This window comes from Ruegeria sp. BE9 (assembly GCF_056538765.1).
Genome location: NZ_JBQFTS010000001.1, coordinates 145189 through 170657, shown reverse-complemented (window position 1 = coordinate 170657; position 25469 = coordinate 145189). Strand labels below are relative to the sequence as shown.

Below are 25469 nucleotides of genomic sequence, written 5' to 3'. Positions count from 1 at the left end.
AGTGCTTTGACTATAACACATTCTGCCTGACGGTTGAGCCAATCTATCAATCCCGCTATCAGGGGTCAAAGTCCCAGATACAAGTCGAGAGAAGCCCCCTCATGTCTCAGAAGTCGGTGTGTGTGTATTGCGGGTCACGCAATGGAGCTCAGCCTGCCTATTCAAATTCCGCCCGAACCTTCGGAAAAATGTTGGCTGAAGAAGGTTGGCGGCTGGTCTACGGGGCTGGCGATGTGGGCTTGATGGGCGAAGTCGCGCGTGCGGCCCAGTCGGCTGGCGGAGATACATTTGGTGTCATTCCTGTTCACTTGCTTCGACGCGAAGTCGGCAAGACAGACCTGACCCGTTTCGTGATTACCGAAACGATGCACGAGCGCAAAAAGGTCATGATCATGAACGCGGATGCTGTTGTTGTTCTGCCAGGCGGCCCCGGCTCGTTAGATGAGCTGTTCGAGGCGCTGACATGGCGGCAACTGGGTCTTCATGAAAAGCCCATTCTCATTATGAACGTCGACGGGTATTGGGATGCTCTGCGTGAGCTGATCCAACAAGTCATTGGACAAGGTTTTGCCGATGGGTCTTTGGCAGAATTCATAACTTGGGTCGAAAATCCACAAACCGCGATCGCCGAACTTCGCCGCGTCCTGAACTAGGTCGATCACCCAGCGGACGGGTCGAACCGTCCGCTGAGGTCCACAGCTTAAACTGCTGGTTTCAAACGGTTTGTTAGAACCTGCTCTACCTTGTGAAGCGGGTGATTGGTCAGAGTTTTGTCGACCTCAGCAACCACTTTGCTGAGCACTTCACTATGCAACCGACGGCGTAGCAGCCCCAAGACATGCGGACTTGCAACTAAGACCAGACGGTTGAATGCGCCTTTTAGGCCTTTGCGGTTCAAAAGGTTGGCAACATCCTGCACGAACAGGGTTTTCGCATGGGTTTTCCACTTGGCTTCCTCAACCGCAGATTTTTGATTTGGCCCGGTATCTGCGCGACGTCCTGCCCGATCTGTGGGCTTAGCAATCGGCACGTCACTCTCTTCTACTGAAACAACCACCAGATTTGGATCTTCGGCATCTGTGATGTTTTCCATGAACAACGCCTTTTCCCCGTCGGCGATGACAACCCATGTTCCCTGTGCAAGTGCTACCATTGTGATCTCCTGTTATGGTTTTGAAACCATCCCTCATCCGTTAAGCACAGCTCTACCCGAGACGCGCTGGCCGATGGCCTGCGCGCTGACTGCTTGCTATATCAATTGGTTGGCGGCTCTCTCCCTTCCGCAGACTTTAGGTAAGCACTGCCCAGTCCCATACAATGCCGTCAGGATCGAAAGTTGACCTATAGGCAAGTTTCCACCTGTCAGGCGGACATCTCGATCACAGTGATTTCTGGCGTCACGCCGAAACGAACAGGGAGAATCGAGCAACCGATTCCCCCCGAAACGACTAAATCACGGGAATCCTCGCGCACGTGCCCATAGGCATATCGGTTGCCAAATCGCGAAGGTACGACCGGCGACCAGCCGAACAGCCGCACCTGCCCGCCGTGCGTATGGCCGGATAGTGTCAGCGCAACGCGCGCCGGAACCTGTGGAAAAATATCCGGTTCGTGCGCCATCAGCACGACCGGAGAGTCATCCGTGATTTGCGCAAGTGTTCCGGGCAAATCGTCCAACCCTCGGAACTGACCATGACCTTGGGCGATGGCCAGTTGGTCCTCAAGACCGGCTAACCAGATGCCGGCGTTCTCAAGTTTGAGCGCCTCATTTGACAGCACTCTGATACCGTTTTGCTGCAGGGCATCCGCATAGAGATTTGGTCCACCACCCCGCTTTTGGGCCTTTAGGTCATCCCACCAGTCGTGGTTTCCCAACACGGCGAAAACACCTTGCTTGGCCTGCAGCTTAGCCAATTCCGGGGCAAGGTCAGCTATAGCTACTGGCTGAGAAACCATTTTGTGCCCAGCAGCAAAATCACCCAGCAATAGAACCAGATCGGGGGACATTGCGTTTGTTCGGCGTACGACCTGCTTAATCCGGTTCAACCCGACATGAGGCTCGCCAACATGCAAATCAGCGAGAACCACTATGCGTAATGGCGGCGCAGTCCAGTCCGAACGCTTCAAGCGCCACTGCTGAACACGCAACCGAAGAGCGGGCTCGATAAAGAACCCGTATAAAGAAGCAAAAAGGCCTGCCAGCATTACCGCCAGCAGGCCCTTTATGAACCCTCGTCGGGTCAAAGATTACATCCGCGATGCAACGTTTTCCCAGTTCACCAGGTTGTCGAGGAAGTTCGACAGGTAAGCCGGACGCTTGTTGCGGAAGTCGATGTAGTACGAGTGCTCCCAAACGTCACAACCCAGCAGAGCGGTTTGGTTGAAGCACAGTGGGTTCACGCCGTTTTCGGTCTTGGTAACGGCCAGCGAGCCGTCTGCGTTCTTAACCAGCCACGCCCAGCCTGAACCGAACTGACCGGCACCAGCCGCGCTGAACTGCGACTTGAACTCGTCAACCGAGCCGAAGCTCTCGACCAGAGCTTTTTCCAGCTCGCCCGGCATCGCGTTGTCGCCGGGGCCCATCATTTCCCAGAACTGGTTGTGGTTCCACAGCTGGCTGATGTTGTTGAAGATGCCGTTTTGCGCGACAGCGTTTGCATCGTAGGTGCCAACGATGATCTCTTCCATCGACTTGCCGTCCCACTCGGTGCCGGCGATCAGCTTGTTGCCGTTGTCGACATAGGCCTTATGGTGCAGGTCGTGGTGATATTCCAATGTTTCCGCGGACATGCCCTTGGCTGCCAGCGCGTCATGTGCATAAGGAAGATCAGGAAGTTCAAAAGCCATCTCGGCCCCCTGTTGAAATGAATGTTGCGGTTTCCAAAGGTTACATGCTTTGGCAAGCGCCGTAGGTCAAGGGCCGTGACAAGAAAACCCGGAGGTCCGCGATGCTGACGCAGGCGCGCAAGATGTTTTACCGCGCCCGCGGATACTATGCAGGCAACCTGAACGGAGAACCGTTCCGACTGGATCCCTATCATTCGAAGTTCTGGCGCAAAGCAACCGCCGGAGCGTGGGAACCTGAGACATTTGCGGTACTCGATCAATACCTGACGCCAGAAAGCGATTACCTCGACATTGGCGCGTGGATCGGCCCCACGGTGCTCTATGGCGCACGCAAGGCACGCCACGTTTGGTGTTTCGAGCCCGATCCCACAGCTTACCGCCATCTTGCATGGAATCTGGAGCTTAACGACATAAGCAATGTGTCGGCTTTTGGAGTGGCACTCTCGGACAGGTTCGGCGTGGCCCGCATGGCGTCGGTGCGCGGCGAACCCGGCGACTCAACCAGTTCGTTGCTGCATGACGCGGCTCACGGAAACGATGCGCTGACGATCGGCTGGGATCAGTTTGAGGCCGCAAATGATCTTTCTGGTGTTTCGCTGGTCAAGATGGATGTCGAAGGGGCTGAGTTCTTCGTTCTTCCCACGTTGCTTCCTTGGCTAAAGCAGGTCCGACCCGCGCTCTACCTTTCTCTACATTCACCGATGATGGCCCAAGAAGATCGTTTTGAAGCCACATTGAACTTGCTGGAAAGCCTTTCGTTTTACTCGGAGATATACGACGAAGCTGGGCAAAAGATCAGTATCCAGCAGATGTTGGAACCGCAGGAATTGGATCGGTACAGAGCGATCGTTCTGCGAGGCTAAATCGCGAGTTCCTTACCCCGCATTACTTGCATTGAGATTTGTTCTCATCGGCAATGTACGCGCGTCCAACAAGCCTTACGGAACCGGGCGCTGCGTGCTGGTCAAATGAGAAAAGCCCCAGAACTTCCCGGGCTTATCAATTCCGATCGGGCTGATACCGGGGCCCGCAAAGATTAGGAGTCGTAAAGTGAATCGTTGGGCTGCACGGTGTAGCTGCCACAAGCCAATGGCCTATTGAGCGCCTTAACCTGCGGGAATCTTGCGTTCAAATCTAAACGCTTTCTTTCCGGGTTCAGTTTGGCGGTGCAATTCAGTGAAACAAGTCCACTGTTGCAGGCAGGGATTTTCATGTTCCACATCAATCTGAACTCGCCCTTGCGGGTTTTCTTATATCTTACGTCCTTGGGCTGCTCGTTATTGTGATGATGTATGTATGCATTATAAACCCGCCCTCGTTTGTTTTCATCTTCCACGCTCAGGATCACACGCTCGAAAATTCATCCACGCTCCATCCGATACAGGCTGCAGTCATAGGTGAAGACTTCGGCTTTTCCTGAAGTTGCGGCCAAGGAAATTACAAGGGCAGCTGTACTTTTCTTAAGCTTAGATCGCACATTACCATCTCCGATAAGATGCGCTCAAAGGTTTTACATTCCCGAAAGCAAGACGACCGCCTGATGGAACAGGCGGCCGTTTATTGTGACACTTCTAGTTTGGAGGAGATTAGTAAAACCCAACCTCACTACCTGGCTGCGCAGCAACCTTGAGTAGCTTGAACGCGTAGTCGGCAGCCGACCGGAAACAAACGATGCGGAAGGTCTCTGCATCATCCATCCAGAACGCCCCTGCGACCTGTGCCAGACGCGAGCGGCGGATTTGACCCGGCTGAAACGCCTCAGCCGAGAGGTCGACCGGTGTGAGCTTGCCCAGAACCTCGCGTGCGTTTGCACCCGAAACCCGGAAAACTGCACGCGCGTCAGAAACGTTCACCGCCAAGGCGTGCGTACCGCTGAGCGCGTTGGCCATAGCAGCCAACTTGGCTTCGACCTCGGCATAGGGGACCAGGATCAAAAGCTCATCGGTGGACATCCAGCACACGCCAGTATCGCCATTGACCAGAACTTCACGCTGACCGGGCACAGCCTGCCCGGTCGCGTCTTTTACGGCCTTGGCCAGCACTTTGTCTGACAGGTCGCCGCGCAAGGTGATCATACCCTGCAGGCCGCATTCCTGGACCTTGGCAATGCCATCATAGCTGGCGTGGTTCAGTGCGCTGATAGGCTCAGACATTCTGCTTCTCCCCATCTTTGTCGAAGAAGATCGGGTCCACGATCTTTGCTTTGTAAGATTTACCGTCGGTGCCCGGGAACTCGACAATCTCGCCCATCCGATCAGGACCGTGCTTGATCAGACCCATGGCAATGCCCTTACCAAGGTTTGCCGAGTAATAGGTCGAGGTCACGCGACCGATCATATTGCGTTGACCGTTTGCGTTGACGCCCTCGCCCACTGCGTAAGCGCCGTCAGGAATGACCGAACCATCCACAGTCTCAAGCCCAACCAGTTTCCAACGCTCTGGATCCGCCATGTGAGTACGCGAATGGGCGCGTTTTCCGAGGTAGTCCTCTTTCTTTTTCGAGAGCGCCCAGTGCAGCCCAAGATCCTGCGGGATCACAGTGCCATCGGTCTCGTCCCCGATCATGATAAAGCCCTTCTCGGCCCGCAGAATGTGCAGACATTCGGTACCGTAAGGCATCACTCCGAACTCTTTGCCTGCCTCCATCAGAGCGTTCCAGAACGCCTGACCCTGGCTGGCAGGAACGGCGATCTCATAGGACAGCTCACCCGAGAACGAGATGCGGTAGGCACGGCAATCGAACTCACCGATCTTACCGTCGCGCCACTCCATGAACGGCAACGCCTCTTTGCTGACATCCATGCCCCCAAGCTTCTCCAAAACCTTGCGGGCGTTGGGGCCGACAACGGCGACCTGAGCGTACTGCTCGGTCACGTTGGCGACATAGACTTTCCAGTCCCACCACTCGGTCTGCAGCCACTCTTCCATGTGCGCGTGGATACGTTCCGCTCCGCCGGTGGTTGTGTGACACAGCCATGTATCTTCATCGATACGGGCGACAACGCCATCGTCGATCAAGAAGCCGTTTTCCGAACACATCAGGCCATAACGGCATTTGCCGACCTTCAGAGTGGACATCATGTTGGTATACAGCATGTCCAGGAATTTACCGGCATCGGGGCCCTTAACGATCAGCTTACCCAGCGTCGAAGCATCCAGCAGGCCGAGGTTTTCACGAGTGTTCTTCACCTCGCGATTCACGGCGTCATGCACGGATTCACCGGGACGGACATAGGCATAAGTCCGGCGCCAGTGACCGACGGGTTCCCAGTCAGCACCGTTCTTGTCGTGCCAGTTGTGCATCGGAGTTTGGCGAATCGGCTGGAAGACCTCACCACGTGCCTCACCACCGATCGACGCCAGCGAGATGGGCGTATAAGGCGGACGGAATGTAGTGGTTCCGACTTTTGGAATCTCGGCATTAAGTGCATCAGCAAGGATCGCCAATCCGTTGATGTTGCTCAACTTTCCCTGATCGGTAGCCATACCCAAAGTGGTGTAACGCTTGGTGTGCTCAACGCTCTCGTAACCTTCACGGGCTGCCAGTTGGACGTCGGATACTTTGACGTCGTTCTGGAAGTCCAACCAGGACTTCATGCGCAAGCCGATCTCGGCATTAGATGGCATCAACCAAACAGGCTCCATCGCAGCTTCTGCGGTGGTCTCTCCTTTCGGAGCATCAGCCGACTTGGGCTTGAAGCCAGCACCGTTGGCTGCAGCTTCACCTGCGGTCTGAGCGTCTGCTAGTACGTCGCCCAGCGCCAGCGGGCCATTGGCCGAACCGGCGGCGACGACAAAGCCTTCGCCATTTGCACCCAGCGGCGGGCGTTCTGGATCGGGGCGGAAGTGTGCGTTCGCCTCATCCCAGATCAGCTTGCCGCCGCAATGCGACCACATATGCACAACTGGGGACCAACCGCCGGACATGGCAACTGCATCGCACTCAACTTCTTCGCGAGCACCGCCGATGCCTTCCTGATTACACAGTGCGACCTTTTTAACGCGCTTGCCACCTTTGACTTTGGCGATCGCCTTGCCTGGGTCGACCTGGATCCCAAGCTGACGCGCTTCCTCAGCCAGAGGACCGGCCGCAGTCCGGGCGTCTACGATACGCAGAACGTCCAATCCGGCTTGCTTCAGGATGATCGCAGTGCGGTAAGCATCGTCGTTGTTGGTCGCAACAATTACGCGCTCACCCGGGGTTACGCCCCAGTTGACAACGTAATCGCGCATGGCCGAAGCCAGCATCACGCCGGGCACATCGTTACCCGCAAAAGACAGCGGACGTTCGATTGCGCCAGTGGCGGTCACAACCTGGTTCGTACGGATGCGCCACAGACGGTGACGTGGTCCCTGAACGCCCGGTGTGTGGTCTGTCAGTCGTTCATAGCCCAGCACATAACCGTGGTCGTAGACCCCCGCGCCCATGCAGCGATTGCGCATGGTGACGTTGCCCATTGTTTCGAGTTCGGAAACTAATTGTTCCACGAACTTATCCACAGGCTCGCCATCAATGGTTCCACCGTCGACAGGTGCACGACCGCCCCAGTGCGCGGTCTGCTCGATCAGCATGACCTTGGCACCGGACTGCGCCGCAGCTTTTGCCGCCTGCAAACCAGCAACACCGCCGCCGATCACCAATACATCGGTGAAGGCATAGAAGTGCTCATAGGTGTCCGCATCACGCGAGTCCTTGTCGGGAGCTTTGCCCAAACCGGCGGATTGACGGATGAACGGTTCGTAGACGTGCTTCCAGAACGGCTTCGGATGGATAAACGTCTTGTAGTAGAAACCAGCCGGTAGGAACCGGGCCAACGCCGTGTTAACTGCGCCGATGTCGAACTCGAGGTTCGGCCAATGGTTCTGCGAGATAGCAGTCAGACCGTTGAATACTTCGGTGGTGGTGGCACGCTGGTTAGGCTCGAACCGGTTGCCCTCGCCCAGCCCAACCAGAGCGTTCGGCTCTTCGGCACCACTGGCGACAACGCCGCGTGGACGGTGATACTTGAACGACCGGCCCATCATCATCTGGTCATTGGCCAGAAGAGCCGAGGCAAGCGTGTCACCTTCAAAGCCCTGCATCGAGGTGCCGTTGAAGGTAAAGGTGACCTGTTTCGACCGGTTAATCAGCCGGCCTTGTTTTGCGAGACGGGTGCTCATGTTGCGGACCTTTCGCAGGCGGAATTACGGATGGCGGCGCGGATCATTCGAACTCTCTCCACTTCCAGCCAGGGCGCTTGGCGGCAATCGCCTCGCGGATTTCTTTCGGCGGCTCGGTTGTCTGGGCCGAATAGGTTCCAAAGACCTCGAGCGTGCTGGTGCAGCGGGCCGCGTGGAACCACTTGCCGCAACCATTCACATGGCGCCAGCGTTCAAAGTGAACACCTTTGGGGTTTTCACGCATGAACAGGTAGTCGTGGAAATCGTCGTCCGACGAGCCCGGTCCGAAACGCTTCAGATGCGCTTCGCCACCGGCCGACAGTTCGGTTTCTTCGGCGTCAACGCCGCAATACGGGCAGTTCAGGATCAGCATATGGTCATCCTTTTGGCGGTCGGTCGGCGCGCGGGCCGACCTGAATTCTGTTTGCTGGCCACCTCGGGCAAAGCCCTTAGTGTGCCACCCCGGCGGCGACGCTTTCGTCGATGAAGCGACCCTCTTTGAAGCGGTCCAGCGTGAAGGCTTCGGTCAACGGCGAATGGCCGGTTGCCATCAGCTGAGCCATTCCCCAGCCGGAACCCGGGATCGCCTTGAAGCCCCCTGTACCCCAACCGCAGTTGATGAAGCAGTTGCCCAATGGTGTCGTCGACAGGATGGGCGAGCGGTCACCGGTCATATCGACGATACCGCCCCATTGGCGCAGCATCTTCAGACGCGAGATCATCGGGAAGGTCTCGACCAAGGCACGGACAGTTTCCTCGATATGATGGAACGATCCACGCTGAGTGAAGTTGTTATAGGCGTCGGTGCCGCCACCGATGACCATCTCACCTTTATCGGACTGAGACATATAGCCGTGCACTGTGTTCGCCATCACGACCACATCCATGCAGGGTTTAATCGGCTCGGACACCAGTGCCTGCAGCGCAATCGCCTCAAGCGGCAGCCGGAAGCCAGCCATCTCGGCCAACTGACCGGAGTGACCTGCAACCACGACACCCAGTTTGTCACAATCGATGGCACCCTTAGTGGTGTCGACCCCGACAACGCGACCGTTTTCCGAACGGACACCGGTAACTTCGCATTGCTGGATGATATCCATACCCATCGCAGAACAGGCACGGGCGTAGCCCCATGCCACAGCGTCGTGACGTGCGGTGCCACCGCGCTCTTGCCACAGAGCACCCAGAACCGGGTAGCGCGGACCATCGATATTGATGATCGGAACCAGCTCTTTGACGCGCTGGGGTGAAATCCACTCGGTCTTAACACCTTGCAGCGCGTTAGCGTGTGCCGTGCGTTGATAGCCGCGAATTTCGTGCTGAGTCTGCGCCAGCATCATAACGCCGCGCGGGCTGAACATAACGTTGTAGTTCAGATCTTGGCTCAGATCTTCGTACAGGCTGCGCGCTTTTTCATAAAGCGCCGCTGACGGGTCCTGAAGATAGTTCGACCGGATGATGGTGGTGTTCCGGCCGGTGTTACCACCGCCCAGCCAGCCTTTTTCAATCACGGCGACATTCTGGATGCCGTAGTTTTTGCCAAGGTAGTAGGCTGTCGCCAAACCATGGCCACCGGCACCAATGATGATGACGTCATAGCGTTTCTTGGGTTCGGGCGAACGCCAGGCGCGCTCCCACCCGGTATGATAGCGCAGCGCTTCTCGCGCCACAGCAAAGGCTGAATAGTGTTTCATAGGCGAATCCATCCGGTTCGGTGATTGGGCGAAGATATGCCGCGTAACGACACAACACCCCTGCCGTGCAACGCCGTAATATCGCACTATTGCGACATAGCCCCCAATATTGCGACATGAAGCCCTCTAGCGGCCATTTGTCCCTTTTTTCTAACCGCCCACGGGTCTAAGTCAGGGCAGTCAATTCGGAGATACCATGTCGTTCTGGGCCCTCACCATTCTGACCGCGCTGGCAGTCGCGGTCTTCCTTGGCTACTCGATGCTGCGCAGCCGCAAATCACGCGAACCCGCAGAGGCGTATGACCTGCGCGTCTACCGCGAACAACTGGCCGCCGTAGACAAGGATCTGGCCCGTGGCGTCATTGGCGAGGCAGATGCTGAACGGGTACGGACAGAGATTTCACGCCGGATTCTGGCCGCCGACGCTCAGATGCAGTCACAGTCCGCCCAAACAGGCCCGTCCCGTTGGGTGAGCGTGGTCGCGATTGCTACCGTGACGGTTACTCTGGTCGGCGGCGCAACGTGGTTGTACCGCCAAATGGGCGCAGCCGGTCTGCCGGACCGCCCGTTGTCTTTGCGGATTGAAATGGCTGAAAACCTGCGTGCGGAACGACCAACCCAAGCAGAGGCAGAAGCCGAAACACCTCAAGCCCCCTTGCCTGAGCTAGACGAGAACTATGCCAACCTTCTCGCCCAGCTGCGAGAAACCGTGGCGGAACGACCAGACGACCTGCAGGGGCAGATCCTACTGGCGCAGCACGAAGCAAACGCAGGAAACTTCCCGGCTGCTTACAAAGCGCAACTTCGTGTCATCGAACTGTCCGGAGACGAAGCGCCCGCTGACGCTTATTCCCATCTGGCAGAAATGATGATCCTGTCTGTCAACGGTTACGTTTCGCCCGAAGCCGAAGAAGCGCTGAGGCAAGCGCTGCAACGTGATCCGCGCCATGGCCCGGCGCAGTACTACCTGGGACAAATGATGGTACAAGTCGGACGCCCTGATATCGGTTATCGCGTTTGGGTCGACGCACTGCGTGATGCACCCGCCGGTGCGCCTTGGGCCGATGCGATCCGCGTACAGTTAGACGAAGTCGCCTTCCGCGCCGGTGTATTCAATGCTCCAGACATGCAGGTTGCGCCCACCTCTGGCCCAAGTCAGGATGATATCGATGCAGCCGCAGCGCTAACGCCGGAAGAACGTCAAGAGATGATCGTCGGGATGGTCAATCAGCTGTCCGACCGATTGGCGACCGAAGGCGGCACTCCAGAAGACTGGGCCCGCCTGATCGCGGCCTTGGGCGTGATTGGCGAAGGACAACGCGCGATCGACGTCAAAAACGAGGCCATGAACGTCTTTGCAGGCAACGCTGAAGCACTTGAGATGATCGACGCCGCAGCGATGCAAGCCGGAATTGCCCAATGATCCACGACGAATTCCAAGATTTCGCCGCCGCTTTGGCACCCATGACTGCCCTCATGGGTTTGGATCTGGGTGAAAAAACCATCGGTGTGGCCGTTTCCGACAAGATGCGCGGCGTGGCAAGCCCACTTGAAACGGTCCGCCGCAAAAAATTCACCCTGGATTCCGCTCGACTTCTTGAGATCATCGCAGATCGCGAAATCGGAGGCATTATTCTGGGATTGCCGAAAAACATGGACGGGACCGAAGGCCCACGCTGTCAATCGACCCGTGCTTTTGCCCGCAACCTGTCCCGATTGACTGAGGTTTCAATTGGCTTCTGGGACGAGCGACTCAGCACAGTTGCGGCCGAAAAGGCACTTCTAGAGGCGGATACGACACGAAAACGTCGCGGACAGGTTATCGACCACGTCGCGGCTGGCTATATTCTGCAAGGAGCGTTGGATAGGCTGCGCTTTCTTTAACGGAACGGGATAAGCCGATGACGAACATGGTTTGGAAACGGAACGAGGTCGAAAGCCCTTGCGTCCAGATCTGCGTCGTTCACCCAACTGAACGCATATGCACCGGCTGCTATCGCACTATCGACGAAATCACACGCTGGTCGAAAATGGATCACTCCGAGCGGGCCGAAATCATGGATGATCTGCCATCGCGTAAGCCTCGTCTCGCCAAACGTCGTGGCGGTCGCGCTTCGCGCCTAAACAAAGCCTAACTCACGTCTCTGCCCGTATTCTGACTGAGCCTGCGCCGCTGTAGGTTGGTCTGAACTCCGAGGGGGGGGTAAGTTCAGCAACATCCGGTTTTGAGTGGCAACCCACAGCGGCGCTCTTCAGCGTCAACGCCCTTCCGTAGTGGTTCGACGGAAGAACAAATTGTAAGTACGTTTTTTTTGACCAACCGATCAAGAAAAACGGGTATTTTACATTTTGTGACGTGGCGTCACTTTTTCACCAACGCGTGATTGCCTAATTTTTAAGCTCACCCTGCGGCAAGCCAAGTCTTTGCATTTTCTACATCTTCTGACGGAAAGTACTCTGTCCGCGTACCCAGAACATGGCTAGCAACTCTTTGGGCCATGCGTTGCCACGCTTTGTCCCCGACGATGGCCGCTCGATCGAGTAAACCAACGTGTCCACGTGCAAGTTGGAAGTGTGCGGCCAATGCTGTCAGCCCCTGCCAGCCATCGAATTCACGCAGGTCAATCAGCAGCCTGAACCCATCCTTATCGGCAAGCAGCGTATCCAAATCGCGTTCCGCCTGCTTGTATTCTTCCGGGTCAAGCCTGCCCAACAGGCTGATTTGAATGCAAGGACCACCCAAGTCAGTTACGTGAATGGACCCTAGGGATTCTCGCATCCAACGTCGCGCGGCCTCTAGGTCAGACAACTCAAAGACTTGCACAGGACAAGGCAAGATAGGGGCCGCAAGACGAACACTGGTTTGAACCCAGCCCTGATCCGCGGCAACCGCAATACGATCAAACCCGCGCCAGTGGCTAAGGCCAAGCTTTGTATCCGCCCATGCGGCGCCCAGATCATAGCCCTTGAACTCTGGCTGAACGACCGCCAGCAAACGAACGGTGTCATGATCGGCCAACGCCGCCTCGATGGCGGGAACCAGTGTTTGACTGTAATCAGCGCTGGTTACCTCGCCAGACAATTCGACCTCGATCAGGGCACCATCGGAATTCGTGTGGATCGTAATCATCGAACAAAACCTCCAAACCTTAATAAGGACAGGACGTTAGGGGGATTCGATCCATTCGGCTACACCCTCTGCACATTCGGGGCGGAAATAGGCGATCATCCGTCCATCTTCTCCGGCTGTCGCGTCTACCCCCCACGGAGCAACGCCGTGCAAACAATGCCGATGCAAAAGGTAAGCTTCCCCTGGTTTTGCAGGCAGCTCGATACGTTTGCAGGTCTCAAAAACCTCTCGGCGGGCTGTTTGGTAGATGTCGGTTATATCGACTTCGTGAAGGCTGTCTCTCGAGTGTCCATTCAACGCACTTTCGAAAGCGGAACGCAGAACCTTGTGGCTCCCCTCCCACAGCACCATGGGCGCGGCATCCTCGCTGGCCTCGGTCAAAGGAATACCCAAAATCCAGGCATGCGGCTCATCCACCCGCCGTCTGCGATCAGGCCCCATCGGGCGCAAGCCATCCACATGCGCGGCATCTCGGTTCGAACGGTATCTAGCGGCACTTTCGCTTTCGCCACGACGAGGACGAGGATATCCGGGATAAATGACCGAGACCTGCCCCTTATGCAGCGGCAATTCTCCGTAGTGCTCGGCAATAAAGGACATGGCCTGCCCCGTCAGCGCTGCAGAGTGCCCCACCCTGCCCTGTGCGTCATTGTCCAAAGCATCAACACCGATAAACCACGTTCCCTCACAATCCAGCCACTCTGAATGGATCGGATCGCTGACAGACGCACGCGCGACGGGCAGAGCGTGCTCAACCCAATCGGCTATTGCCGGATCATAAGGAAACTTGATCCAGCCGTTTTCCCAAAACCCACTCAAAAGCCCAGCGCCTTGCGCAGCATGTTCAAAGCTACCAGCGTCAAGAACACAGCAAATACACGCTTGAGCGGCTTCGGATCCATCGCGTGGGCCAATTTGACCCCCCAAGGCGCGGTAATCATCGTCATTGCAACTACGATGGCAAACGCAACCAGATTAACGGCACCGATGGTTAGCGGCGGACGGTGTTCCGGCGCGATGTCTAGAAACAGGAACCCCAGAACCGACGGCACAGCGATGATCACACCGAAACCCGCTGCAGTCGCGACAGCCCGGTGAATGGGGGTGTTGAAAAGGCTCATCAACGGCACGCCAAAGCTACCGCCACCGATCCCCATCAGGACGGATAGAAACCCGACGGAGGGTGACAGCACCGCGCGGCGAAGCCCTTTAGGCATCGCATCGCCGAGACGCCATTCGGATTTACCTAGACCCAGATAAGCCCCAATGACCATTCCCAAAACACCGAAAAGCGCTTGCAAGGCTTCGGTCCTAAGCGCCGAGGCGACCAACACACCGATGACTGCTCCGATAGCGATCCCCGGCCCCCAACCGCGCAAGATGTCCCAGTCTACGGCACCCTTTTTGTTATGCGCCATCACAGATCGGAGCGATGTCACAATAATCGTCGCCAAAGAGGTTGCCAGACACAGCTGCATCAACTGTGGCCCACCGTATCCAAGCGTTTGAAATGCATAGAAAAAGGCAGGTACCAGCACGATTCCCCCGCCAACACCAAGCAATCCGGCCAGCACACCAGCCAGCGCCCCGATCACAAGCAAAAGGCCCAGCATCTGGGCCAGCAACATCGTCTCGGGCATTCTTCCCCCATACCGGCCAGTGGCCGTATCTTAGTTCATTCAAACCTCGGCCAGAGGCGCAACGCGCTCCAATGCCTGCAGCATTACTTCGGGGCCTGCGCCCTCATGCACCGCGCCTTCGGACAACGCTCTTCGCCACGCGCGTGCGCCGGGACGACCAGCGAACAGGCCCAGCATATGACGCGTGATTTGGTGCAGTCGCCCCCCTTCGGCAAGGTGGCTTTCGACATAGGGCACCATTTTGTGAACAACTTCAATCGGGTCGATCGCCAGACCGGCGCCGTAAATCAAAGCGTCTGCCTCAGCCAGAATGTCGGTCGGTTGATGATACGCTGCGCGACCGATCATGACACCATCCAACCCGGCCTCAAGATGCGTGCGCGCCTGCGCCAAAGAAGTAATCCCGCCGTTGATCGAAATATGCATTTCAGGAAACGCAACCTTCATGCGATGGACCAAATCATAGTCCAAAGGCGGGATATCCCGGTTTTCCTTTGGGCTAAGACCCTGCAGCCAAGCCTTGCGCGCATGAATAGTGACGCGTTCGCACCCAGCGGCACGAATCTGCTGCAAAAATGTGGGCAGAACTTCCTCGGGATCCTGATCATCCACACCGATACGGCATTTTACGGTGACCTCGACATCAACCGTCTCACGCATCGCGGACACACATTCAGCAACTCGCGCGGGTTCTTTCATCAGCACTGCCCCAAAGGTACCGGACTGAACCCGATCGGAAGGGCAACCGCAGTTAAGGTTAATCTCATCATAGCCCGCATCTGCCCCAAACCGAGCTGCCTGTGCCAGTTCCTCGGGATCAGAGCCGCCTAGCTGCAACGCAACAGGATGCTCCTGAGTATTGTAATCCAAAAGGTGCATTGCACCGCCGCGAACCAAAGCCGGGGCTGTCACCATTTCGGTGAAAAGCAAAGTTTTCTGGCTCAGCAATCGGTGTAAATAGCGGCAATGACGATCTGTCCAATCCATCATGGGTGCAATGGATAGGCGTGCCGCTCGCCGCACGTCGGAAAACCCTGATTTTTCTTGGTTTTTCGAAACCACCATCTTCACCGTTTTCCTCGTTTTGGCTCGATTTAGCCCCGTTTTTGGGTGCGGTGCTACAGAATGTAGCACCGACGGCGCCGTGTAGCACTTTTTTCGCCCCAAGTTCCAGCACTCCGGTTCGAGCACTGCCAGGCTGCCATCCTACCCCATCAGTTCCGCCCCATTCGGCTCGATCGCCCCCGATTTGGGTTTCAAACCCAATCAAACCCGCTTCCGAAAAAATCAAACGATCAGATGTCCCGGCCATGGAAAACCCGTGACTGAAAGGAACTCCCATGGGAACTATCACAGAACGCCTCAAAGCCAATGGCAAACCCAGCTTCACCGTCCAGATTCGCAAGAAGAAAAACGGAAAGGTCATCCTCAACCTTGTCGAGACATTTGCCTCGGAACAGGCTGCAAAAAGCTGGTTGAAGCGTCGTGAAGACGCCTTGAAAAAGCCGGGCGGCCTGGAACGCGCCGTAAAGGCAAAGACGCGCAAAAGCGTTGCCGATTGCATCAGCGACTACATTGATGCCTCCCCTGAAGGTTTCGGCAAATCCAAGTCCCAGATGCTGAGTTATTTTCAGCGACTGGATTTTGGCGCGTCTGCCATCGAAGATCTGTTGGCACGAGATTTCGTAAAAATCGCAATGGAGCTTCTGTCCGGGCTTCAAGCGCGCCCCGTTGATCCGCAAAGGGATACGCCCGCACATTACACCTTCAAACCCCGCAAACCGCAAACGGTCAACGGATATATGGTGACCCTGGGCACGCTGATCCGTTTTGGCGGGCCAATCTGCGGGGTCACCATGCCACGCGCTGAATTCGAAGAGGCCATGCGCACCCTTCAACATCAGAAGATCGTCACGAAGTCAGCGCAACGAACTCGTCGACCGACCCTCAATGAACTCGACTTGTTGATGAACCACTTCGTCAACGGCTACCTGAAAAACCCTCGGATGATACCGATGCACAAAATCGTGTCGGCGGCGATCTTCGAAACCCATCGCCAAGGGGCCATCCTGTCGCAAACCTGGGAAGATTATGATCTGGAAAATGAGGAGATCACCATCCGCAACATGAAACACCCCAGGCAGACCCAAGGAAATGACATGACGCTCTCCATTCAGCAGGAAGCTCGGGCGATCATCGAATCCATGCCTCGCACTGAGGACAGGATTTTCCCCTACAACAGCGACGTCGTCAGCCGTCGGTTCACCGATGCCTGCAAACTGCTTGGGATCGAAGACCTGCATTTTCACGATTTGCGCCACGAAGGAATTTCCCGCCTGTTCGAGATGGGCCTGACTATCCCCCAGGTGGCTCAGATCTCCGGCCATCAGTCCTGGCAATGCCTCAAGCGCTACACACAAATCAAACAGCGTGGCGACAAATATGACGGATGGAAGTGGTGGGACGTGGTAACAGCACCACTGTGATTTGAAGGAAACCATTATTTGACTGTCGAAAGCCAGGGAGGCGTCAACATCGCCTTCGATATTCGAAGGATTAACAATTGTGGCCACCCGGGCCTCACAGTGGGGACAATATGGAAGGTTTGAACCTCCGCCCCCTGGCCTCCCGAAGACAGCACCAAAGTGTAAATGCTTTGAAAACAAGGAGAAAACTCAAGGAATATTCGAAGGGATACCCAGAAATGGGCAGTATTTCCGGGGCATCTCCGGAAATGGCTCCGACATCCTGCGCAGACCATTGCCGAAGGTTCATACACCGACGTTAATGAAAACTCGCCTGGAAACTCGTGGCGGTTAGATCGACATGCGCATCCAAGGGAGGACGCAACTCGAATGCCCTCGGTTCACGTGAGAAATTCCAGAGCCTGAAAAGGGTCCAAGTGTCTCGGTTATCCTCTGCGACCGCCAGTTCATTTCGGGAGATGTGAAACGGTGTGCGTTCCCAACCGTTAGTCGTCTTCACCTCAATAAGGCGGCTGTTTCCTTCGGGTGTGAAGCTCGAAATGTCATATCCGGCACCATCGCCGTCTTCCTCGCTAACCCACCGCACCTTCTTGGCAAGGTCATGTCGGCCCGCGCTGATTAGAATGGCACGTTCATGATGAAGGACGCGCTCCTCTCCAGCCTTACCCAGAGATCTATTCCTTTCATCTCGACCCGCCACATCGAATTTCCGAGCCACGGCTTGCATTTGTTCCAATTCGACCGGCGGCGGCGTGTTCTGCATGGTGGGTGGAGTGCCAATCCAGATAGCCCCCGGAGGCTCCGATGCTTCCATTTTGGGAGTGGGTCTTGGGGTAAGCCAGCCACCATGCTGCTGGAGTCGCCGAGCAACGGCATCCTCCAGGGACTTCTGAAAATTGAAAGCGGGCTTGTAACCGTTAATCCAGGTTTCACCCAGCCCCTTAAGGACTGCCGAGATATTTTGATGTTTGAACTCGATCGCCCCCTTAGAGCGGCCAACCAACTCTTGCAGGGCACGGTTGTGAGCCGCTTTGCTGTACCTGCCGCCCGACAACTCATCTGTGAGCATGGAAAAGTAATCCGCCACGATAGCGTCATTCTCCCAATCTGACCATTCCTCACCACTCATTGCGCCAGGCTATGCGAAGGGTTTTCCGATGTCACGCACTGGAACCACAGAGAATTGTAGAGGGTGGCCAAGGGGAAGGGATTTATTGGAGAATAAGTGCTTTGCTTTCTCAATTGAATGTCCACTGGCCGCCGAGGCGGCCATGTCATTTCCCACCAAGAAATCCAACCAGCTTTTCTTTTAGCGCGGTTTGCTCTTTTGTCTCGCACTCCCAGATTATCAGAACTTGCCACCCAAGAGTACAAAGTTCCAAAATTTGCCGCTCATCACGACTAACATTGTCGGCAAATTTCTTCTCCCAAAACGCAGTTCGTGTTTTAGGCGTGGTTGTTCGAGAGCAGTTTTCATGTCTGTGCCAGAAGCACCCATGCACAAATACGATCTTCTTGAGCCGCGGGAACACAAGATCGGGAGATCCAGGAAGAGTTTTGACATGAAGCCGATACCGAAACCCAAGCGAGTGACATATGCGGCGCACTATCATTTCGGGTTTTGTCCCCCGCTGACCAATTGATGCCATCATCTTGGATCGCTGAGGGTCAATTGGCTCCTGAAAGTCGGGTTTTGCTTTGGCCATATCTCAAAAGAATTATCTTGCTTCTGGAGAAGGGAGTTTTCTCACTCATACTACAGATTCAAGAATAGGCTGTGGCTCAAAGGCGCAACCGGCAGCTGCGTCCAAACCGGAAAGCCATTCGGCTATAGGTTTCAAAAGTGCTGCTCCGAGGTCAACGGGTACAGCGTTTCCAATCTGACGACCCGCAGCAGTGAGGCCACCCGAAAAGACAAAATCGTCAGGAAATGTTTGCATTCGAGCGGCCTGTCGAACTGTGATCCCATGATGCTCTGTCGGATGGACAAACCGCCCTTTGGATGGATTGATGCAGGCAGTTGTCATCGTCGGCCCCGGTTGGCCCGGGTCAATTCTTCCATACACGTCTTTATGACCGTCGTGTTTTTCGTGGCACGGTAATGTTCTGCCAGAATCCTTGCGCGATCCCCCGTTGGGCGGAGTGTTTCGAAACGCTTCGACCAACTCACGACCATGCTTCATGTGTATGTCGTTGGGGTCATTATCTGGTGCTGCTTGGAATACTTCCCTGCAACTCACCCAAGGAGACAATCCGTCCTCAAAGCTTGAATGACTCGGCTTGGGAGGCCACGAGAGCGCAGACGTGGAAAGATCATTTCGTATACCCAATATGAACACCCGCTTTCGCCTTTGCGGAACGCCAAAGTCTCTTGCATCCAAAACAGCTGGAGGGAACAGCTTGTAGCCAGCTCCCTTCGCTCTTGTGTTAAATTCATCCAGAAATTTTCCATGGCGTGGCCACAAAATCCCGGGAACGTTTTCCATCAGAAACGCACGAGGCCGTAGTGCGTCGACGAACTTAAAGTAACTGAGGATGAGCTTGTTTCTTGGGTCGTCAACCCCGGCATCGTTGATGCGATGAGTGGAAAAACCTTGGCAGGGAGGGCCTCCAAGAACGATGTCGCATCCGGATTCAGAGAAATGCTTCTCAACAAGACCTTTAGGCTTCAGGTCATTGATGCTGTCGTCGTATAGAGTCGTTTCTAACTGTCGCTTCTTGTTAAAGTTATTCCGGTAGGTATCGACAGCATGATTGTCATTCTCAACCGCAAATTCCACATGGAACCCGGCATCGAAGGCTGCCAGAGAAAAGCCTCCGGCCCCGCAGAACAAGTCCACTGCCTGCAGTTCATTAGCGGCGGTGTCCACGAGGACCCGATGTAGGTTGTTCCCTCCGTCCAACCGAGGCCCTCCCTTGAATCATCTAATTGTCAATAGCTCATCACAAACCGTTCCGCACTACCTTAGGGCGTCTAACGCGGTTTTCAAGAAAATGGCGGGCCGGATGGCGCTGAAGACCCACACTTCCGAGCAAAAGCACAGGAGGATGCCACCCTTCCCTTCAGTTCCTGGAGAAACTTGGGGCACAACTCTCGTATGGTTGTGAAGACTTCTGTTTTGAGAAATTGGTTGCAGGGGAGGTCACTCACAGAGAACCAACGAAAAACATCGCCAGTTTGCATTCAAGTCGATGAACTTTGGGAAGAACCGCCGCAATCAAAAATTGATCGACATTTCTAAAATGGTGCTTAGAGTTGCTGAAGAGTTGATGGGTCGTGCGTGCTGGCGTCAGCGCGATTTTGCAGGTGAGCGGCCTTTTCAGAGAGGTGAATAAAGTGAAATCCGGCCCCTATGGCCAATTTGAATGCGACTATCCCCCAAGAAATCGTATTGAGGCACTAAACATCGAGATTGACACAGTCTCCAAGTCAATCGGAACAAAAGTAGATGGATGGGAGACAATCCTGTCCGGCATTTCAGCATGTTTGGAGGCATTTGCAGAGTTACCAACAACCAACGGCTACCAAGTTCTTGGCTGGTTGCGTCTTGCAGCGATTTTCAGGCGCAAAGCGATCAAAGGGGATGACACTGCACGTGACGCTCTCGCTGCTCTGTATTTCCTCAATCAGTCAAGGAAGTCGTGGCAAGTAAAAGACAAATTGCGGGAATTGAACTGGGTTCAGGATCGAGCTCTTGATTTGTTGGGAATGAACTTCGAGGGCGGGTGGATATACAATGCCATCACAGACGAAGAAATGCGATCCATTCAGCAGAGTGTGCTCAGAATTTCCGAGGTTGACAAGCGATGTGTCAGCGAGATCGCCCAGGAGATCTCCATGCAGGTGGAAACCATCCGAGGACTGAAGATTATCGCGGATATCACCGACTTTGATCAGAAGCTGGAAGCATTGATCGAAGCAGCTGGCAAAAAAGGCCTTGGATCCGACATGGCTCGAGCCGCGCTCGTCTACCTTGCGAAAACAGATGACGTTATTCCGGATGACATGGGTATATTGGGGCTTCTTGATGATCTCTATGTGATTGAATGGGCCTTCGCCACTGTTGAAGAACAAGCATACGGCCTTCCGCATTTAAGTAGTTTGCAGCAACGTATTCCCCACTTGGAGAGCTCATATCTCACAGCAGGTGGCGTGATGCTGGATCGCTTCGGTCAGTATGTCGTCGGAAATGCGCAAGCTGTGCTTGAAAGCTCTCAGAATGACCATATTGCTTTACGAGATGCAGAAGTCTTTCTCGCGCCTGTAGTCGGGGCAGTCACGCTTGTTGCAATGCGAGAGAATGCACAGACCGGCGCGAATGCAAGATGGGAAGAGGGTACAATCCTCAACCTGCTAAACTTCGGCCAGCGTCCAGAGCGAGTGCGATACTTAGGGCATAAAGTCATCGCTGGTGACGATAAAATCGTTTTGGAAGTGAGTTCATCTGGTCGGCTATACCTACCTGCAAACTTGGCAGCCTGCATGGAGACATCGCCTCGACAAGACTACAAAACCTTGTCGAACGGATCTGCCGTTTCGGCATGGCAGCAACACCACTCTATCGACCCATTACATTTTCTTCTGAAAGGGCGGCCTCGAAGCGATGCACGGCGTGCCGTACTTGTCGTAGCTCCCCGCAACTTGCTGGAATATTACTTGCCTTCCCTACAATGTCGCGGCGAAGCAATTTCGAAAATGGTTGGCGCCACTTGGGTTAACGGGACCGAGCGCGAAGAACCTATGTCACAAAGCGTTATTGATCGGGCAATGATCTACGCATGCGGGTCCGCGATGGTCGCAAGAAATCTGATCGAAAATCCCCCTGCGGGAGTGACCGCATTCGATTTGATAGCCTTTAGTTCGCAGACCTATCGTGAGATCAATGCTGAATTCGCCGGACGAGAAATTCCAAATCTACGGATGCTTTGTTTGGCGGATATTTCGGAATTGCCTGGCCCACCCCAGGATGCCTTGGTCATGGAGGACAACGTAGTGTTGCCGTGGTCCTTGAGACCACGAGGTTTTAGGCAAACTGACCCTTTGGCGCGCGGGCTGAAGCGTCAATACAACCATTGGATCGTTGATCGACGAATTCGGGTGTTCCGCAACCCGGCATTGGCTACAATCAACCAGTTCTTGCAAGATCGACATGATGATCTCGAAGACGACTTCGTTCCAATTGTACCGCAATTAAGAGGGTTCCTTTCCGATGCGGGAAAAATGCCGCGTCCAGGCAGTTCCGTGTCTATCAAACTACAGGAACGAGCCTTTGCTCTGTCGAAGGCAGCAAAGGTTGAAGCGCTTTTTGACCAATCCTTGGTTGGAGTCGCCCGCGCACTCGATGAGCTCTCTGAGAAGGGTGAATTCTCCCCGGACATTTTTGGTAACATGATCGCCAATGATGGCAAACCAGTCACAATCCTCTGCCGCTCCCATCAGGAAGCCCAAGAAACCACTGTCTTACTGAACAAGTGCGGTTTCTACGGTGCCGGCCTTACCGCACCAGAGCTATTTCGCATTTCTCCCGTGGAGCATTTGGTCGTTCCCGGCTGGCACGGTGCGGAAACAATTCGCCGGCTCGATACAATCGTTCCTGCAATAAAGTTGGACTACCTAATGTTCGATTTTCAAGAAGAATGGCTCGAAAGAGTGACGGACGGGGTTCGTAGGCGCGTCCGTTCTTTCAACACGCCTATCGAACATTCAAATGAAGGGCATAGGCCCGGCGGGGAAGAGGCGCAGTTAGTATGGCCCACTCCTGCGAGATCTAAGCCCATGCCAAGTGATGATCTATCGGAGTTCATCCCACCGACTGAGAAGCGCCCTGATCTTGATGGATTGTTCGAACGTATCAACCGAAGTTCGGAGTACGGAAACGATGCAAAGGTTAGCGGAACACCTGTCATTCTCGATGACTACTCAGCTTACATGTTCTTGCCACCTCATGCCGACCTGGTTCTCTTGAATAGAGATGCGTCGCGGCCAGAAGATGCCTGCATACCAGTCAGCCAGTTACGAGAGGGCGATGTTTTTGTACGGAAGGACGGTTCTCACCGAGAGCTTTTTCAAGAACTCGCTCCCAACTATTTACGAGACCCCAAATCGACATTGAAAATGGCCGATATGTGGCGCCAACCCCTGAAAAAAGCTTATGCCGCTGGGTCTGTTTCATGGAGCAACTTTCGCAAGCAGTTGGCTGCTGCTGGATTGCAGCGATCCGATATGGCTTATCGAAACTGGATTAGCGGACAAACTGTCGCGCCAATGAACTATCTGGAAGTCATTCCGAAAATCTGCGCCCTATCCGACGACCCGGAAATTCAAAGTTCCGGTGAGGCTTCCGCTCAGGCCGTTTCGGCACTGTATGGAGCCCGACACAAAGCCGCGGATCACATTTTTGAGCAACTTGTAAAAGGAACAGCTGACCCGACCACAGGCAAATTGCGCATCGAAGTAGGAAGCACTTGTATCGACCTCCACCTCCATCGCGTGGAATTTGTTGGTCAGGTAGCGACTTGTGCGAGTTCACTTCTGTGGCAACGGCAAAGACTTAATCACAAAGCAGCAGCGAGATTGTCATGACTGTTCATATGATTCCTCCGATTTGCAGCCCGAGCGCCACCTTTACGGAGCAACAAATTTTCAACGAAATCAGAGACATGAAGACAAAGGAGGACATATACTGCTTCCAATCAGTCGGATTAGAAAAACATGGCACGAAGGAGCATGCTGAATGTGACTTCGTGTTGATGACTCCACGGGGAGTTTTCTGCCTTGAGGTCAAAGGCGGTGCAATTCAACGAAAGAATGGGATCTGGACGATCGGGTCAGGAGTGCGTTCGTACACCACTACTGAAGGTCCGTTCAAACAAGCTGAGGGTTGTCGTTGGGCGGTCTTGAAACATCTCCAAGAAAAGCGAGTGCTTTCCCGTAAAGACGCTCTTTTCGGTTGGGGTGTGATCTTACCTTCGGTCGTTTTTGACTATCACGACGCGGAGTGGAGCCATGAAGTAGTTTATGATCAACGCGATCTGAAAAGCTCGTTTTCAGAATACATAAAGCGACTGGAAGCATACTTCGAAAGCAAGAGAAAAGGGAATGGAGAAAGATCTACACCACCTCTCTCCTCAGCAAAACTACGAATTTGCGCTGATGCCATGCGGCCCGACTTCGAAACTGGATTGACGGTGTTGGGCCTGATGATCGAGAGCCAGCGTGAAACACCTACTCTTAGCCGGGAGCAGTTTCGAGTTCTCGACCTCGTTTTGAGTCCGCAAAATCCGAGACTGATTTGTTCTGGAGGACCGGGAACCGGAAAAACCGTGTTGGCGCTGGAAGCCGCCCGGCGGGTTTATGAAGAACGGCAGAAGGTTCTCTATCTTTGCTTCAACGCGGAACTTGCTGCTCATCTTACCAAGGAACGAGGAGACGCAAGGTTCAAGATTTCTACGCTCCATAAATACATGCACGATATCATTTGTCGTGCGGGCTTGCCTCCAGCTGTTCCTTTCGGAACCTCAGAAGAGGAACATTTCTCGAAAGGTTATCCTGAACTCTTTGAAGAGGCTTGCGAAATCCTGTTGGAGACAGATGAGCTTCCTCAGTTTGATGCACTGATTTTAGATGAGGCCCAGGATATCCTCAACGAAAGAAACCTCGCATGTCTGACGCTGATCCTTAGTGGGGGGCTGAAGGGGCGTTGGGCGATCTTCCTGGATCAGGGCGATCAGGCAAATGTCTATTCACGCTTTGAACGAGATGCCTATGACGCACTCTTAGATGCCGGAGCGGTTTCTGTAGAGCTGAAGGAAAACTTCAGAAACCCTCCGAAAACAGCCGCCGAAGCATACTTCTATTCCAAAGCTGTCGCGCCGGAGTGTCGCCGCAAACTCAATTCGCCTGTGAAGTTTGTTGGAGTTACCAGTGAGAAAGACGCCGCTGCGAAACTACGGGCACTTCTTGTTGAATTGATCCGTGATGGTGTTTGTCCTGGAGACATTGCGATCCTGTCCTGGCGAAAGGTCGGACAGCGGCTTGCAGATCGTTTTCCGCCAGATGTTGGCAAGCCATTGGTCGCGCCCCGAGAGGCCCAACCAGATAAGCAACAGATTCTTTCCACCGGGATTGCAGCCTTCAAAGGGCTCGAAGCAGAGATCGTAATTGTCACTGATGTTCCGGATAGCCTCGACGACGAGTGGCAGACCAGCCTCATGATCGTGGCACTCACTCGGACGCGGACAAAGTGCTATGCCATTGTACCAAACGACTTCATTCATTGGCGCGCAATCGAAATGCTGAATTCTCAAAAGAGTACCGAGGGCGAAACATGAGCACCATTCCGAACGATTTCAGAGAAATGCGTGCTGCAATGGTGGATGAACTGCAGGCCAAACTTTTTGGTCCGCTGAATCCCGAGGACACCAGCCCAATTCGACTGAATCCGTTGCAACTCTATGCAACGGGAGTTTTGTTCCCCCAACGTGTTTTGATCGCTGAAGTGGACGTTGCTGG

At 54.7% G+C, this 25469-nt stretch carries 22 protein-coding genes; 8 read left to right on the top strand and 14 right to left on the bottom strand.

The window, feature by feature from the left end; all coding sequences use genetic code 11:
* Positions 1-101 precede the first annotated feature (101 nt).
* Complete coding sequence (locus tag ACR0EO_RS00820; protein WP_480686496.1) at positions 102-653, top strand: LOG family protein; 552 nt, start codon at positions 102-104, stop codon at positions 651-653.
* 47 nt (positions 654-700) lie between these two features.
* Here ACR0EO_RS00820 and ACR0EO_RS00815 read toward each other — a convergent pair whose 3' ends face one another.
* The 3 genes from ACR0EO_RS00815 to ACR0EO_RS00805 form a co-directional block, all read right to left on the bottom strand.
* Positions 701-1153: a host attachment family protein gene (locus ACR0EO_RS00815; RefSeq protein WP_480686495.1), complete on the bottom strand. Its 453-nt coding sequence runs from the start codon at positions 1151-1153 to the stop codon at positions 701-703.
* Positions 1154-1362: 209 nt separating this feature from the next.
* A complete protein-coding gene (locus ACR0EO_RS00810) occupies positions 1363-2244 on the bottom strand; it encodes a metallophosphoesterase (RefSeq protein ID WP_480686494.1) in 882 nt (293 codons plus the stop codon).
* 3 nt (positions 2245-2247) lie between these two features.
* Entirely contained in the window at positions 2248-2847 is a 600-nt protein-coding gene (locus tag ACR0EO_RS00805; protein ID WP_480686493.1) for a superoxide dismutase, read from the bottom strand.
* A gap of 101 nt (positions 2848-2948) precedes the next feature.
* Here ACR0EO_RS00805 and ACR0EO_RS00800 point away from each other — a divergent pair, with 101 nt between their 5' ends.
* Positions 2949-3710, top strand: a complete 762-nt coding sequence (locus ACR0EO_RS00800) for an FkbM family methyltransferase (RefSeq protein ID WP_480686492.1) — start codon at positions 2949-2951, stop codon at positions 3708-3710.
* A 723-nt stretch (positions 3711-4433) separates the two neighbouring features.
* Here ACR0EO_RS00800 and ACR0EO_RS00795 read toward each other — a convergent pair.
* The 4 genes from ACR0EO_RS00795 to ACR0EO_RS00780 form a co-directional block, all read right to left on the bottom strand.
* A complete protein-coding gene (locus tag ACR0EO_RS00795; RefSeq protein WP_480686491.1) occupies positions 4434-5000 on the bottom strand; it encodes a sarcosine oxidase subunit gamma in 567 nt (188 codons plus the stop codon).
* Entirely contained in the window at positions 4993-8007 is a 3015-nt protein-coding gene (locus tag ACR0EO_RS00790; RefSeq protein ID WP_480686490.1) for a sarcosine oxidase subunit alpha family protein, read from the bottom strand. Before ACR0EO_RS00790 ends, ACR0EO_RS00795 begins: the two co-directional genes overlap by 8 nt.
* Before the next feature lie 43 nt (positions 8008-8050).
* Positions 8051-8380, bottom strand: coding sequence for a sarcosine oxidase subunit delta (locus tag ACR0EO_RS00785; RefSeq protein ID WP_480686489.1), 330 nt, complete (start codon positions 8378-8380; stop codon positions 8051-8053).
* A gap of 76 nt (positions 8381-8456) precedes the next feature.
* Positions 8457-9701, bottom strand: coding sequence for a sarcosine oxidase subunit beta family protein (locus tag ACR0EO_RS00780; protein ID WP_480686488.1), 1245 nt, complete (start codon positions 9699-9701; stop codon positions 8457-8459).
* 196 nt (positions 9702-9897) lie between these two features.
* Here ACR0EO_RS00780 and ccmI point away from each other — a divergent pair, with 196 nt between their 5' ends.
* From ccmI to ACR0EO_RS00765, 3 genes are read left to right on the top strand one after another with little or no spacing between them, the layout of a single operon-like run.
* Positions 9898-11124, top strand: a complete 1227-nt coding sequence (gene ccmI / locus ACR0EO_RS00775; protein ID WP_480686487.1) for a c-type cytochrome biogenesis protein CcmI — start codon at positions 9898-9900, stop codon at positions 11122-11124.
* Positions 11121-11585 carry a Holliday junction resolvase RuvX gene (gene ruvX / locus ACR0EO_RS00770; RefSeq protein WP_480686486.1) on the top strand — a complete coding sequence of 155 codons (465 nt, stop codon included), beginning with the start codon at positions 11121-11123 and terminating at the stop codon, positions 11583-11585. The genes ccmI and ruvX overlap by 4 nt, the downstream gene beginning before the upstream one ends.
* A gap of 17 nt (positions 11586-11602) precedes the next feature.
* Positions 11603-11836 (top strand): DUF1289 domain-containing protein, encoded by a 234-nt coding sequence (locus tag ACR0EO_RS00765; protein WP_480686485.1) that lies wholly within the window; start codon positions 11603-11605, stop codon positions 11834-11836.
* A 266-nt stretch (positions 11837-12102) separates the two neighbouring features.
* Here the strand turns inward: ACR0EO_RS00765 and ACR0EO_RS00760 are convergent, their stop codons facing one another.
* Genes ACR0EO_RS00760 through dusA form a run of 4 tightly spaced genes read right to left on the bottom strand, consistent with a single transcriptional unit; the run spans position 12103 to position 15536 of the window.
* A complete protein-coding gene (locus ACR0EO_RS00760) occupies positions 12103-12831 on the bottom strand; it encodes a SpoIIAA family protein (protein WP_480686484.1) in 729 nt (242 codons plus the stop codon).
* 36 nt (positions 12832-12867) lie between these two features.
* Positions 12868-13650, bottom strand: a complete 783-nt coding sequence (locus ACR0EO_RS00755; protein ID WP_480686483.1) for a hypothetical protein — start codon at positions 13648-13650, stop codon at positions 12868-12870.
* Positions 13647-14471, bottom strand: a complete 825-nt coding sequence (locus tag ACR0EO_RS00750; RefSeq protein WP_480686482.1) for a sulfite exporter TauE/SafE family protein — start codon at positions 14469-14471, stop codon at positions 13647-13649. The genes ACR0EO_RS00755 and ACR0EO_RS00750 overlap by 4 nt, the downstream gene beginning before the upstream one ends.
* Positions 14472-14510: 39 nt before the next feature.
* Entirely contained in the window at positions 14511-15536 is a 1026-nt protein-coding gene (dusA, locus tag ACR0EO_RS00745; protein WP_480686481.1) for a tRNA dihydrouridine(20/20a) synthase DusA, read from the bottom strand.
* Positions 15537-15811: 275 nt separating this feature from the next.
* Between dusA and ACR0EO_RS00740 the strand changes: the two genes are divergently transcribed.
* Positions 15812-16957, top strand: a complete 1146-nt coding sequence (locus ACR0EO_RS00740; protein WP_480686480.1) for a tyrosine-type recombinase/integrase — start codon at positions 15812-15814, stop codon at positions 16955-16957.
* Positions 16958-17255: 298 nt separating this feature from the next.
* Here the strand turns inward: ACR0EO_RS00740 and ACR0EO_RS00735 are convergent, their stop codons facing one another.
* The 3 genes from ACR0EO_RS00735 to ACR0EO_RS00725 form a co-directional block, all read right to left on the bottom strand.
* Positions 17256-18086, bottom strand: coding sequence for a protein NO VEIN domain-containing protein (locus ACR0EO_RS00735; RefSeq protein ID WP_480686479.1), 831 nt, complete (start codon positions 18084-18086; stop codon positions 17256-17258).
* A gap of 145 nt (positions 18087-18231) precedes the next feature.
* On the bottom strand, positions 18232-18609 hold the full coding sequence (locus ACR0EO_RS00730) for a very short patch repair endonuclease (RefSeq protein ID WP_480688206.1): 378 nt from the start codon (positions 18607-18609) through the stop codon (positions 18232-18234).
* Positions 18610-18708: 99 nt separating this feature from the next.
* Positions 18709-19797 carry a DNA cytosine methyltransferase gene (locus ACR0EO_RS00725; protein WP_480688204.1) on the bottom strand — a complete coding sequence of 363 codons (1089 nt, stop codon included), beginning with the start codon at positions 19795-19797 and terminating at the stop codon, positions 18709-18711.
* Positions 19798-20234: 437 nt separating this feature from the next.
* Between ACR0EO_RS00725 and ACR0EO_RS00720 the strand changes: the two genes are divergently transcribed.
* Positions 20235-23540: a YkvA family protein gene (locus ACR0EO_RS00720; protein WP_480686478.1), complete on the top strand. Its 3306-nt coding sequence runs from the start codon at positions 20235-20237 to the stop codon at positions 23538-23540.
* The gene (locus ACR0EO_RS00715; protein ID WP_480686477.1) at positions 23537-25288 is read left to right on the top strand and encodes a nuclease-related domain-containing DEAD/DEAH box helicase; all 1752 of its coding nucleotides are present in this window, start codon (positions 23537-23539) and stop codon (positions 25286-25288) included. Before ACR0EO_RS00720 ends, ACR0EO_RS00715 begins: the two co-directional genes overlap by 4 nt.
* Positions 25289-25469: the final 181 nt, after the last annotated feature.

Excerpts from the sequence above, each read along its gene's own strand:
- ACR0EO_RS00780 (WP_480686488.1), bottom strand. The coding sequence starts at position 9,701 with ATGAAACACTATTCAGCCTTTGCTGTGGCGCGAGAAGCGCTGCGCTAT.
- ACR0EO_RS00765 (WP_480686485.1), top strand. The coding sequence starts at position 11,603 with ATGACGAACATGGTTTGGAAACGGAACGAGGTCGAAAGCCCTTGCGTC.
- ACR0EO_RS00795 (WP_480686491.1), bottom strand. The coding sequence starts at position 5,000 with ATGTCTGAGCCTATCAGCGCACTGAACCACGCCAGCTATGATGGCATT.
- ACR0EO_RS00750 (WP_480686482.1), bottom strand. The coding sequence starts at position 14,471 with ATGCCCGAGACGATGTTGCTGGCCCAGATGCTGGGCCTTTTGCTTGTG.
- ACR0EO_RS00740 (WP_480686480.1), top strand. The coding sequence starts at position 15,812 with ATGGGAACTATCACAGAACGCCTCAAAGCCAATGGCAAACCCAGCTTC.
- ACR0EO_RS00785 (WP_480686489.1), bottom strand. The coding sequence starts at position 8,380 with ATGCTGATCCTGAACTGCCCGTATTGCGGCGTTGACGCCGAAGAAACC.
- ACR0EO_RS00760 (WP_480686484.1), bottom strand. The coding sequence starts at position 12,831 with ATGATTACGATCCACACGAATTCCGATGGTGCCCTGATCGAGGTCGAA.
- dusA (WP_480686481.1), bottom strand. The coding sequence starts at position 15,536 with ATGGTGGTTTCGAAAAACCAAGAAAAATCAGGGTTTTCCGACGTGCGG.
- ACR0EO_RS00735 (WP_480686479.1), bottom strand. The coding sequence starts at position 18,086 with ATGAGTGGTGAGGAATGGTCAGATTGGGAGAATGACGCTATCGTGGCG.
- ACR0EO_RS00715 (WP_480686477.1), top strand. The coding sequence starts at position 23,537 with ATGACTGTTCATATGATTCCTCCGATTTGCAGCCCGAGCGCCACCTTT.
- ACR0EO_RS00730 (WP_480688206.1), bottom strand. The coding sequence starts at position 18,609 with ATGATGGCATCAATTGGTCAGCGGGGGACAAAACCCGAAATGATAGTG.
- ACR0EO_RS00790 (WP_480686490.1), bottom strand. The coding sequence starts at position 8,007 with ATGAGCACCCGTCTCGCAAAACAAGGCCGGCTGATTAACCGGTCGAAA.
- ACR0EO_RS00815 (WP_480686495.1), bottom strand. The coding sequence starts at position 1,153 with ATGGTAGCACTTGCACAGGGAACATGGGTTGTCATCGCCGACGGGGAA.
- ACR0EO_RS00800 (WP_480686492.1), top strand. The coding sequence starts at position 2,949 with ATGCTGACGCAGGCGCGCAAGATGTTTTACCGCGCCCGCGGATACTAT.
- ACR0EO_RS00805 (WP_480686493.1), bottom strand. The coding sequence starts at position 2,847 with ATGGCTTTTGAACTTCCTGATCTTCCTTATGCACATGACGCGCTGGCA.
- ACR0EO_RS00820 (WP_480686496.1), top strand. The coding sequence starts at position 102 with ATGTCTCAGAAGTCGGTGTGTGTGTATTGCGGGTCACGCAATGGAGCT.
- ccmI (WP_480686487.1), top strand. The coding sequence starts at position 9,898 with ATGTCGTTCTGGGCCCTCACCATTCTGACCGCGCTGGCAGTCGCGGTC.
- ruvX (WP_480686486.1), top strand. The coding sequence starts at position 11,121 with ATGATCCACGACGAATTCCAAGATTTCGCCGCCGCTTTGGCACCCATG.